The 11,730-nt window shown below is 56.7% G+C and carries 9 protein-coding genes; 5 read left to right on the plus strand and 4 right to left on the minus strand.

Going from position 1 to position 11,730, the window contains the following annotated elements; genetic code table 11:
- Positions 1-110: 110 nt before the first annotated feature.
- Both O3S85_RS16000 and O3S85_RS16005 read left to right on the plus strand, forming a co-directional pair.
- Positions 111-776, plus strand: a complete 666-nt coding sequence (locus O3S85_RS16000; protein WP_269541707.1) for a hypothetical protein — start codon at positions 111-113, stop codon at positions 774-776.
- A 686-nt stretch (positions 777-1,462) separates the two neighbouring features.
- Positions 1,463-2,212 carry an abortive infection system antitoxin AbiGi family protein gene (locus O3S85_RS16005; RefSeq protein ID WP_269541708.1) on the plus strand — a complete coding sequence of 250 codons (750 nt, stop codon included), beginning with the start codon at positions 1,463-1,465 and terminating at the stop codon, positions 2,210-2,212.
- A gap of 324 nt (positions 2,213-2,536) precedes the next feature.
- On the opposite strand, the gene O3S85_RS16010 is transcribed toward O3S85_RS16005, so the two are convergent.
- Positions 2,537-3,211 carry a carbonic anhydrase gene (locus O3S85_RS16010; protein ID WP_269541709.1) on the minus strand — a complete coding sequence of 225 codons (675 nt, stop codon included), beginning with the start codon at positions 3,209-3,211 and terminating at the stop codon, positions 2,537-2,539.
- A gap of 215 nt (positions 3,212-3,426) precedes the next feature.
- On the opposite strand from O3S85_RS16010, the gene O3S85_RS16015 reads away from it, so the two are divergent.
- Positions 3,427-4,176 (plus strand): type II secretion system protein, encoded by a 750-nt coding sequence (locus tag O3S85_RS16015; RefSeq protein ID WP_269541710.1) that lies wholly within the window; start codon positions 3,427-3,429, stop codon positions 4,174-4,176.
- Positions 4,177-4,507: 331 nt separating this feature from the next.
- On the opposite strand, the gene O3S85_RS16020 is transcribed toward O3S85_RS16015, so the two are convergent.
- On the minus strand, positions 4,508-5,884 hold the full coding sequence (locus O3S85_RS16020; protein ID WP_269541711.1) for a sulfatase-like hydrolase/transferase: 1,377 nt from the start codon (positions 5,882-5,884) through the stop codon (positions 4,508-4,510).
- Between the two features lie 165 nt (positions 5,885-6,049).
- On the minus strand, positions 6,050-6,931 hold the full coding sequence (locus O3S85_RS16025; RefSeq protein ID WP_269541712.1) for a helix-turn-helix domain-containing protein: 882 nt from the start codon (positions 6,929-6,931) through the stop codon (positions 6,050-6,052).
- Between the two features lie 100 nt (positions 6,932-7,031).
- On the opposite strand from O3S85_RS16025, the gene nqrF reads away from it, so the two are divergent.
- Positions 7,032-9,320 (plus strand): NADH:ubiquinone reductase (Na(+)-transporting) subunit F, encoded by a 2,289-nt coding sequence (gene nqrF, locus O3S85_RS16030; RefSeq protein WP_269541714.1) that lies wholly within the window; start codon positions 7,032-7,034, stop codon positions 9,318-9,320.
- A 47-nt stretch (positions 9,321-9,367) separates the two neighbouring features.
- Positions 9,368-10,372, plus strand: a complete 1,005-nt coding sequence (locus tag O3S85_RS16035; RefSeq protein WP_269541715.1) for a LacI family DNA-binding transcriptional regulator — start codon at positions 9,368-9,370, stop codon at positions 10,370-10,372.
- A gap of 32 nt (positions 10,373-10,404) precedes the next feature.
- On the opposite strand, the gene O3S85_RS16040 is transcribed toward O3S85_RS16035, so the two are convergent.
- Positions 10,405-11,679: a hypothetical protein gene (locus O3S85_RS16040; RefSeq protein ID WP_269541716.1), complete on the minus strand. Its 1,275-nt coding sequence runs from the start codon at positions 11,677-11,679 to the stop codon at positions 10,405-10,407.
- Between the last annotated feature and the right edge of the window lie 51 nt (positions 11,680-11,730).

The following is an 11,730-nucleotide window of genomic DNA, read 5'->3' on the forward strand; positions in this document are numbered from 1 at the left end:
TCGTCATTCTGGAATGCTCTATGGTTGCCTGGATACTGGTTGGTGTTTTTTGATTGATAAGATTCGCCGGTCACGGATTATGGGAAAATCACTTCCGTGATGCGAAGCACATGAAAATCTTTCAGCCCAGCCTTATTGCGTTCTTGCTGCTCCTGATAGGGGGGCAGTGCATGGGTGCAGACGATTACTTAACGCTCAAGAACACCGACGGAAAGGAAGTCGTCTGCCAGATTACCGGTTTCAACGACGGGCTTGTCGCGATGAAGTTTGCCGATGGCCGCACCTTTCGTTACGAATACAGTATGCTGGATGAGCCTTCCCAGCAGTTGGTTCGCGAGGAGCTGGCAAAGCTGAGTCCACCCAGGCTGCGCGTTCGTTCGGTCAACAATTCCAGCCGAACCTCAAGTGGGATGTCTATGGATGGGGCCACTTATGAATCGACCTATAAGAAACGCGTTTGGGAGGTGAAGGTGACGTCTTTTTGCCCATTCGAGGTCGAGGCGAAAGCATGGGTATTTACTTGCCGTTCGGGGCACTTCAGCCGCTCGCGCAAGAAGGGCACCGTTTCCTTTGATAAAACTTGGGAATTCGAAGTAGAGGGTGAAACGACGGCGTCGACCGCGGTTTATGACGGTGGGGACAGTTCGTCCAGCCTGGCGCGTTTAGATCTGGTCATCTACGTCTTCGACCAATCAGGCAAGGTCACGGACTCCTATGCCACCAGTCGCAAGGCTCAGGAGGATATCGAGAAAAAATATCCCGAGCTCAAGGAGTGATTGCAACGGCATCGGTGCACTGGCTCCGCGGATAAATCTCCGGGTAACTGCATTCTGCGATTGCCGCGAACGCTGCTTTCGGCCATACTTTTTGCATGAAAAGTCGGCCCGATACAGGCTTCTGCCGCATCTGAAGTATCGCCGACTGCGCTACCAAGCGTCGCCGACTGTTACTCGAAGTGTCGGCGACACTCCCGCGAAGCGTCGCCGACGCTTCAACCAAGACAAGGGGCTATATCGCTTTCACTCGCGGGCTGCGTTTGCCTCAACATAAGGGCGTGTTCGTTGCGTTGCGTAGGCGTGTTCAAGTGCGATACCCGGAAGGCAGACCTGAGATCGTATACCGACAATCGCGCCAAAGCTCCCCTCCTTCGCAAGGAGGGGAGGCTCGGACGATCAGTCCGAGCCGGGGAGGTCTCTGCGTTTAGCCAAGCCAGCATCCCGGACCCCTCCGTCCGCTACGCGTCCGCCTCCCATTGGCAAGGGGAGGAGCTAAAAGTCGCTTTATCGGATTAATATTTTGGACACCAACTGTAATAATGGCCTTTGTGAATGGGAAATGCCCTGTATCATCTCGAAGCCTTGACGAACTAACGGTTCGAGGACATTTTTCAACGCATGATATCACCCAAGGATAACGTCGTTCGTTTGCTTTGAGATGTCATCAATAATACTGTTCGAATAAAATGCCTATAAGTTCCAGTTCCGTATTCCATTTCACAAATGATATCAATGCTCTGAAGGGCATTTTATCAGAAGGACTTCAGGTCAGCTATTGCAAGGAAGATATCAACGGTATTTTTGATGAGACTGGTGTATCTATAGCAGTGCCAATGGTGAGCTTCTGCGATCTCCCACTATCTGAAATTAAAAATCATATTGATAGCTACGGCAAATATGCCGTTGGATTTTCAAAGACATGGGCACAAATCAATAGACTGAACCCCGTATTCTATCTAGATACTAATTCTACTCTCGCGGCATCGCTTAGCGACTTACTCTTACATTTCTTGGAGGGAAAAGAAAGCATACAAAATATCGACCATTTGGGTCATCAGGCCGTCAATATTCTAAGATACACGAAAAATTACGAAGCAGATTTAAAGCGAAAAGGAATCACTACCAAGAATTACAGGTTTTCAGACGAAAGAGAGTGGCGCTATATTCCAGAGCTGGATGACTCGCACGAACCGTTCATAGCGATGGATCAATATAAAACCGAAGCAGATAGGAAAAAGGCAAATGAGACCTTAAAGAATCTGAAACTAGAGTTTGGTGCTAACGACATTAAGTATTTAATAATTAAAGAAGAAGAAGAAATCTCAGAACTGATTGATTTCTTGCGAAAGGAAAACGGCAAAAAATATACATATCAAGATACAGAACGATTGATGACCAGAATTCTCACTAGCGATCAAATCCTTGCTGATTTTTAACATTAAGTTTCGAACCGGACGTGGTAGGCAACTGCGTGTCGCCGCGCCTGCACTTTACGCTCTCGGCGACCAAACTCCAATACCCCACTACCTTACCCGCTCCAGCTCCAGTGCCTTCACTTCCAGAGCACTCGGCGTGAAGTGCTTACCGCCGAAGAGTTGTAAATAGAACTCGCCAGCGGGCAGCTCCAGCTCGTCGAGGTCGGCGGTGGCCCGGTTGCCAACGCGGTAATTTTTGGTTAGCGGTCGAGGATGAAGGCCGTGGTTTGGGCGGTAGGGTTTTTTAGGGTGACCTGGGTGCCTGCGCCGTCGCCAAGTATTTTTTTAGGCCAGTACGGCGTCGACCAAGCCCTTGGGCAGGTTGCGAATGAGGTCGGACTGGGTGAAGTTGGTCGGGTCGGACTCGCCGTTGACATTGATTAAAATCGTGCGGCCGACGCCCTTGTGGTAAAGGTTGGCGAAGTCGTAAACGCAGCCAATGATCGCGAGCGTGCCGGCGGTGATGTCCGCCGAGTAGCGCTGCGCGGCGAGGTCCATTTGGTAATGCACGTTGCGCTCGACCGCCTTGAGCCATTCCCGGTCGGGGTCCCCCTTGGGGTCGATGTCGCGGACGGGGATGTGCAGGCCGTTGAGCTCTTGCACGAGGTGCAGTGACTCCTTGCGGTAGTCGGTGCTGGCGGCCTTGATCGCACCGCAGCGGGTGTGACCGAGGATGAGCAGGAGCGGGGTTTTCAGATGGCGCACCCCGTAGTCGACCGAGCCGCTGGTCACGGCAAGTTGGTTGCCGATGTTGCGGATCACAAAGACGTTGTCCGTCGGGTGGGGGTCGGCGAGGAAAGCGCGGATACGCACACGTGAGTCGCAGCAAGTGAGCACGGTGATGTAGGGATTTTGCTCGTGCTGAATGCTGTCGAGCTGACCGGGGGCCAATTCGTCGGCAAACGATTGGTTGTCGGTGAGCATTTTTTCCAGAGCGGACGCTGGCGTTTCTTCGGTCATGTCAGTAGTAAGTTAAGTAAGTGAGACGTTTAGGGGAGGATTCGCCTGTAGCAGATTTTTACAAGCGAAACAGTCACGTTCGCGTCAAATTCGTGGCAGAAAAGTTAATAATTCATTAATGAATAACCCTTTAATATTGGGGCTTTTTTCTGGAGTTATGACGAAGCGTTTCTCATGATTGGAAGTCTCTCTGCTAATATATTTTCTCTCCAATCATGTCTAATCGGCGAGCATTCACCTTGATCGAGCTACTGACGGTTGTCGCAATTGTTGGCATCCTGGCGGCTATCATCATGACATCGCTTGGGCGCGTGAAGAACATGGCGAACCTCTCGGCGGCGACCTCGCAGATGCGTTCGGTGGGTGCTGCGGTCCTCATGTATAAGAACGATAATAACAACCTGTTGCCGGGTCCACTTTCGCCGCCACAGCGAACCGCTTACGACCCGACCGCAGGAGGCGGAGGTCAATTAGCGACGCAGCTCGCGCCGTATCTGGAGTCTAATTACTCGACTGAGCGCACGCTGTCGCCGGCTTTCTTAACCCCGGCAGCGGAGGCGGCCATGGAGGGGCACGACCGGCGCGATATCGTGGCCTTCATGCTCAACATGCAAATGGGCCTGGGCAAAAGGGAAAGGACGCTGCGCCCTTGGGGAAGCACCGAAGGAAACGGTGATGAGCCCAAGAGCTACTCCGTGATCGATACGGAAGATTGGGGCTTTGTGGAGGCGGATCAGCAATTGCCATTTGTAAAAGGAAGCATCGCAGGCGATACGCCGGCTTACCCAGTGCATGGCGATGTGCGCCTGGCCTGGTTTTTCGATGGCAGTGTACAGGCTGTGGGGCTGGACTACTTTGACGACTATGGCATGGCTCCCGGCGGAGGTGGCCCGCCTGGCGGTGGTGGACGTCCCGGCGGCGGTCCTGCTGGAGGGGGTCCCGGCGGCGGTGGTCCGCGACCCTAGGGCTAACGGACATTCATTTTATATCTTGATTGCTGCAAATACTGCCCCAACGGGGCTACGCATCAATAGCCCAGGGTTAAAGCGAACCGCTTGCGGGAAGCGCTACCCTGGGAAACCGGATGCTCGCTTATCTCCCAGCCCCAACGGGGCTGCGCAAGATGTCGTTTTGCGCAATCCCGTTGGGATAGGCAATTTACGTATTCGTATTCCCAGGGTAGGTGTTCAGCCGCTCTGCGGCCTCAAGCCAACCCTGGGCTATAGTTGCGTAGCCCCGTTGGGGCAAATTTACTGAAAGTTGAATGTCCGTTGGCCCTAGTCTGGCAGTTTGCCGTTAAAAACTGACGCGCTGAGAGTTCGGGTATTCGATGGTGCGCTGACCGCCGGGGTGTTGTTTCACCGGTTTTATTTCGGGCGCTTGCTTTTCGATGCGTTGCAGGTAGTCGAGCAGGCGGCGCTTCATTTCCTCGCGGACGGGGGCATGGCTTTCTTTGTCGACGAGGTTTGCGAGCTCGTAAGAGTCGGTCTGCAAATCATAGAGGTGCGATTCCACATAAATCGGGGCATCCTTGGCACCGTTGTATTCCTCGGGCGCGGTGACGGCGTATTTCCAGCGATTGGTGCGTATGCAGCGGCCTGTCGGGGTGTTGTGGTCGCCGAATTGGACAAAGGTCTCGGCGGGCCAGCCTGCGGTGTCGTTGCGAGTGAGGGGCAGCAGTGAACGGCCCTCCACGCTGTCGGGGATCGCAATGCCGGCGCTGTCGAGCAGGCTGGGCATCAGGTCGACGAGGCTAGCGGCTTCCAGGCGCTCACCGCCGCCGTTCCACTTCGGCCCCCAGATGGCAAACGGCACGCGGATCGAGGCTTCGTGTGGCGTGCGTTTGTATTCGCCGTTGCGGGTTTTAAAATGGCATCCGTGGTCACTGATGAAGGCGACGATGGTGTTCTCGATCAGGCCGGTGGACTCCAGCGAATCCATTAGGCGGCCAAGGGCTTCGTCGAGGCGTTTGATCATGCCGCAATAGCCGGGCCAGTGCTGGGGCGCGGTGCCGCCGAGGTTTTGCAAATCGGGGGGCAGCGGCGTGTCGCGGTAGAGCTCCTCATAGCCATGGGGCGCAGGGTAGGAGTCGTCTGTATTTTGGTGATGCGGCTCGATGTAGGAGTGAAAAAGAAGGAACGGCTGGCGGGTGTCTTCGGGCTCGGCCGCGCGTTCGCCAAGGTAGCGGATCATGGCGTCGGTCTGTGCGTCAGAGCGATAGCCCGGCAGCTGGACTTCATTGTCGTCGGTGTCCCAGAGGCGGGCGGAGTAGGGGCCGCTGGTGGTCTCGACGGTGTTGGCCCCGAGCCAATCCTGGTAGCCCGCGCGATTCTCCTTGGGTACGGCCTGCTTGCCGGTGTTGTTCGAGAGGTGCCATTTGCCGAAATAGGCCGTGCGGTAACCGGCGTCGTTAAAGAGCTCGGCCAGCTTGGGTGACTCTTGACCGAGGTCGATTCCATTGGTGTAAACGCCGGTCGTCGTCGCGTATTGTCCGGTTTGCAGGCAACTGCGTGCAGGGCCGCAAACGGGCTGAGGTGTGACCCCGTGCTTGAAGAATGTGCCCTGCCGCGCGAAGCGGTCGAAGTTGGGCGTGAGGCCCGCGCGGTTGCCATTAAGGCCGAGCGTGTCCCAGCGTTGCTGGTCGGTGAAAAAGACAATGATGTTTGGTTTCATGACGGGGGAAGGGGCTAGCTTGCGGCGGCATAGCTCGTTTGGCAAGCACTCGATAGATGGCTTAATCGTGGCGGTTTGGACCGCGGTAAGAACCGTGTTGCGACCAGTTTGTCTGTCGTAGGTGAAGCCCCGCCTTCAATTCTTTGTTTCGCGATTGTAGTTGCGCTAAATGACCTCGCGCGGGCCGGCACCGTAGGCCTCGGTGAAGATGCGGTAAAACTGCGCGTAGCTGCCAAAGCCGGCGGCGAATACTGCCTCGAGCACGGACTGGTTTTGCGGTCGGTGGTAGGCCTCCCAAAACCGACTCAGGCGCACGGAGTTACGGTAGCGCGTGAGCGGCACGCCGATCTGTTCGCGGAACTTGCGGCTCAGGTAGGACGCGCTGACTCCGCACTGCGCGGCGAGCTCGGGTAGTTCGTCGGGGGTTGCTTCCTCGCTCATGATTTCCAGCGCGCGTTGCACGGCCGGGTGGATGTGCGTTTCGCGCCCGGGAGCGGTTTCGCTTTGTTGGTTTCGCCAGCACAGGAGCAGCAGGTTGCGCAGGCTGGCGTTGAGCCAATCCGGGTCGCGGTGGTGAAACTGAAAGTTCGAACCCGCGCCATACCCGAGTTCGCGGTTGAGGATGTCGGGGTCGATACCGTCCTCGGTCGCCGCATGCATGGAGTGGCGAATCAGGTCGAAGGCTTCCGGTGCAAGTCGTGTATGGGCGATGCCCGGTTCTGATAACTGTTGCTGCTTGAGCGCGGCGTAGCGTTTGCCGCGACAGGCATCAGCGATCATTTGTGGCTTAAAGACAGCGACGTAATATTTGGCGTTCGCCGAGCGGTCGACGAGCTGGTGCTCCTGTTCGGGGAACAGCCATAGAAGCTCGCGTTTTTTGAAAGTAAAACGCTTTCCGCCAACGACATAAGATATCTCGCCGTCGATGACGAGATTCACCTCTAGCTCGACGTGGTGATGCGCGCGCAGGGCTGGCGGATTGCGCACCGACTCCGCCAGGAAAATGAAGCCATCATACTCGGGCTTGATTTTCAGATTTTCGAGCACAGGACAAAATATGCAAACTTTACGCCGCAAAGCGAGAAGACAAGCGGCGCTGTTTTCGGCTATAAGTAAGGCTGTTCTGAGACGCTAACCCCCGTTTTCTATGTCTTACGATGATCACCACGGTGCCGCGACCCTGAAGCGCCCACCCGAAAAACTCGACTACAGCCTGGTCGGCGACAACGCGGCGCGCGCCGTCGAGCGCGGCCTTGCCGAAGCGGACTGGTATCAGTGCCCCGTGCCACGCGCGACGATGCGCAAGCTGCTGGAGCGGCGTGACGGCCCGGCCATCCGCGACACGATCATTTGGTTTGGTTTGATCTTCGTCTGCGGGTTTTTCACCTGGCTGCTTTGGCCGACGTATTGGGCGATGATTCCCTACCTGGCCTACGCGGTTTTGTATGCGTCGACCTCCGACTCGCGCTGGCACGAGTCGAGCCACGGCACGGCGTTCAAAACCGACTGGATGAACAATGCACTTTACGAGATCTCCAGCTTCATGGTGATGCGCAATTCCACGCGTTGGCGTTGGAGCCACACCCGGCACCATAGCGACACCATCATCGTGGGGCGCGATCCGGAGATCGCGGTGCCGCGCCCGCCGGACCTGGTTGCGATTGGGAAGGCGTTTCTGGGCATTCAGCGTTACCCGAAGTATTTTAAGCAGGAGCTCGGGCATGTACGCGGTAAGCTGTTGGACGAGGAAAAAATGTTCATCCCGGAGTCCGAACATGGCAAAGTCATCCTGCGCGCACGCATTGCGATGGCGATCTATGCGGGGGTGTTGATGCTAAGCTTTGCAACGCAAAGTATGTTGCCAATCTTCCTCGCGTTGCCTCATTTGTTTGGCAGTTGGCTGATGACGATTTACGGCATCACGCAGCACGCGGGCATGGCGGAAAACGTGCTCGATCATCGGCTGAACTGCCGGACGGTTTACATGAACCGCGTGAACCGATTCCTGTATTGGAACATGGGCTACCACGTGGAGCATCACATGTTTCCGCTGGTGCCTTACCATCAACTCCCCGCGCTGCACGAGGTGGTGAAGCACGATATGCCCGAGCCATACCCGAGCCTGTTTGCGGCGTGGTTGGAAATTATCCCCGCCGTGATTCGGCAGACGGAAGACCCGGCCTATCACATTAAGCGCAAGCTGCCTGAGCCAAGCGAACGCGTGCCGGAGAATTGTCATCGCTCCTCAGCGAAGCCTGACGACGAGGGCTGGCTGGAAGTTTGTGCGGCGGCGGATCTCGATGTAGAGGATGTCATCCGCTTCGATCACGAGCGCCGCACCTTCGCCCTTTACCGGGATGATGCGGGCCAGCTCTACGCGACGGACGGCATTTGCACGCATGGCAATACGCACTTGGGCGATGGTCTGGTGAAGGGCAAAATGATTGAGTGCCCCAAGCACAATGGCCGGTTCAATCTGGAGGACGGCTCGCCCGCGCGTGCGCCGATTTGCCGGGGCCTTGCCACGTATCCCATCGAGGAGCGTGGCGGTCGCCTGTGGCTCAATGTCGAGCGATCAGGTGGCGTGGGAGCGCGCGCGAAAAAGACTTATCAACTGCGCGTGGTCAGTAACCAGAGCATATCGACATTCATCAAGGAACTGGTGTTGGAGCCGATGAGTGCAGATGAGCCAATCAGCTTCACGCCCGGTGATTATTTGCAGCTCGATATTCCGGCCTATGAGGAAATTCGTTTTGCCGACTTCGACATCCCCGAGCCGTATGCCGCAGTGTGGCGTCGGCAGGGTGTCTTCGATCTGAAGGTCAGCAACCCTGAGTCGGGGCGTCGCAACAACTACTCGCTCGCGGGCAACGTCAACGATCGGCAACTGCGTTTCAACGTGCGCATCGCGACGCCGCCGCCCGGGCAGGACTGCCCGCCGGGCGTGGGCTCTAGCTATGTGTTTAGCCTCAAGCCAGGAGATGAAGTGACGGCGATTGGCTCCTTTGGCGACTTCCACATCAAGCCCACTCAGAAGGAAATGATTTACATCGGCGGGGGCGCGGGCATGGCTCCGCTGCGGGCTCATTTGACCCAACTCTTCGAGAACGATCATACGGCGCGCAAGGTGAGCTTCTGGTATGGTGCGCGTTCGCGGCAGGAGATTTTTTACGCGGACTACTTCGAGAACCTGGCCGAGAAGCACGCGAATTTTGACTTCCACCTCGCGCTTTCCGATCCGCTCGACGAAGACAATTGGACCGGGAGCACGGGCTTCATCCACGAGGTCGTGCTGGAGGAATATTTGCAGGATCACCCGAATGTGCGGGCGGTGGAGTTCTACCTTTGCGGTCCACCAACGATGATTAAGGCCTGCACGAAAATGCTGGCATCACTGGGGGTGGAGCCGGGGCAGCTTGCCTTTGATGAATTTTAGGCGTTGTCTTCTAAACGCCCTCAGGGCTGGATTGATAACGCACTTTTATGGCCAAGGAAAAAGCGCACACGATACGTGATTTGGCAGCGGCGTCGGGGCTGAGCATCGGCGCGGTGTCCTATGCCTTGCGCGATCATCCGTCGGTATCGGAGAAGACGCGCAAGCGTGTGCGGGAACTGGCCGATGAGCTTGGCTATAAGCCCGACCCGCGGCTGGCTTCACTGATGGCGCAGATTCGCCGGAGCCAGAGCCCCCGGGCCAAGGAAGTCATCGCTTGGGTGTGGTGCTGCTCGGAGCAGGCGTCGAAGGCGGACTTTAGCCAGTTGGTTTATCGCGGGGCGCTGCAACGGGCTGAGCAGCTTGGTTGCTCGCTGGAGTCCTTTTGGCTGACGCCAAATAAGATGTCGCCCAAGCGCCTGCAGAAAATTCTGCATACACGCGGGATTTCCGGGGTGCTCTTTGCGCCGGAAGTGGAGCGGCATAAGATGTCGCTGGATTGGGATTGGTCGCGCTTTGCCTGTGCGATTGTGGGCATGGCGGAGTGGGAGCCCGCGCTACATCGCGCCGGTCATGACTATTATCGAAGCCTGTGGCGCTGCATGAATCGCATGAGTGAAGACGGCGTGCGACGACCGCTCTTTGTGGTCAACCGCGGCATGGATGAGCGCTTGCATTTTCTGCTCACGGCGGGTTTTAGCAAATTGCACCCGACGCCCGCGTTGGCAGAGAAGTCCATTCTGTATTGCGATGGCCCGCTTAAGACTCAACTCGATGAGGGAACAGTGCTTGAGCAGCCGGATGCGATCCTGACGACGCTCCGGGTGAACCAGGATTTCGTTGCCTGGCGGCAAAAAGCTTTCCCGAACGTCGAGCGCACCTACACGCTGCATTGGGATGAGGACAGCCTCGCGCCCGGCATTTGCACCTGCTATGATAAAATTGCTGGAGCCGGCGTGGACTTGGTCTTGGCGCAGTTGCATCGCAACGAGCGCGGCACGCCGGAAACGCCGACCGTGGTGATGCTCGAAGGTGAGTGGCGCGAAGCGACATAGCACGCGAAGGCATCCTGCCCGTGTGTGCGGCTTTAATTGTCGTCGAAGCCCACGCGCATGAATCGCGGATTGCCGGGGGTAATGATCGTTGGGTCGCGCAGGGTAAGGGTCCACGTGCCATCGCCGTTGTCCGTGGAAGATTGCAACGCGGCGACGGATGCATTGCCCGTCGACCAACTGCCGGTGTAGGTGACGCTGGTTGAGTCCCAGCCAATAAGGTCGCTGCCGGTTTCGACGGTGTAGTTCAGGTCGTTGTCGGACTCTTGCAGGATGATGGTGAGCTCGCCAAAATCGTCGCCTGCGTCATTGACGACGGCATAGGTGCCCGCGGTGTGCTGATCGCTGAGCAATGGGTCGAAGTTGAGCGCGTATTCCTCGTAATTGCTGAGGCCGTCGTTATCGGCGTCTTCGTTGGGCGGGAATTGGGTTAGGTCGCTGGAGCCGAATTTTGCGCTGGCCCAGCTGCCATATCCGCTGGGGACATTAACGCCGCTATAGGCAGTGATGATGGCCTGAATGTCCGAGCCGTAGTTGCCGACATAGGAGAAACCGGTGAGGTTGCGCCTGTCTTCGCTGATGGGGCTGGGGTCAATGTCGGTCGAGCCGATAAACCAGTTCATGCCGATGATGGTTAGCTCGCCTTCGATGTCCATGAGCATGGGGGCACCGGAATCCTGATCTTGCAGGTATGCTTCGTAGCTAACGTAGTCCGAATCGGTGGCGATATCCTCAAGCGCGATAATCGTGGGCCCCGTCGCTCCGCTGACGGTGATGCTGCTCTGAAACGACGACATACGGTTTTTGCCCAGACCGGTATCCAGCGCTACGTTGGGAGACGTCGGCGACTTGCCCACCATGAAAATCTCCGCATCAGCGAAATCTGATTGGTTGAACTGGAGTGAGCTGCTCAGCGTGACGTCGGTAAACGCTAACGGCTGGTAGGTGCCGGGCAGGGGCTCATTCAGGATGCCGATCCACAGGTCAGTGTTGCCCAAGCGCTCTTCGGCCACGATGGTGCGCGAAGCGGTCGCGCCGCCAGGATCATTGGTCGCGTAAAAAGTAATGCTGCTGCCAACTGTCGGGTGAAAGTGGTTCGCGCTGATAATCACATTACTGCTGATTAGCGTGCCCCAGCGATTGCCACTTTTGCCGATCGCAGAGAGGTTGTAGGCTCCCGCGATGAAGCTGGCGTCGTTCGTAAAGCGATCATTGGTGGCGTTGGTAAAGCCATCAATAATCATGTCCGCACGGGCTGCCGAGGCAGCAAGCACCAAGGCAACGACACTGGCGGTGAGGGGAGATTTCACGGTTCTTAGCATGCAAATTTCGCGAAAAATGGCAATTCTTTGCACTGAGGG

Source organism: Cerasicoccus sp. TK19100 (assembly GCF_027257155.1).
In the GTDB taxonomy this organism is placed as follows: Bacteria; Verrucomicrobiota; Verrucomicrobiia; order Opitutales; family Cerasicoccaceae; genus Cerasicoccus; species Cerasicoccus fimbriatus.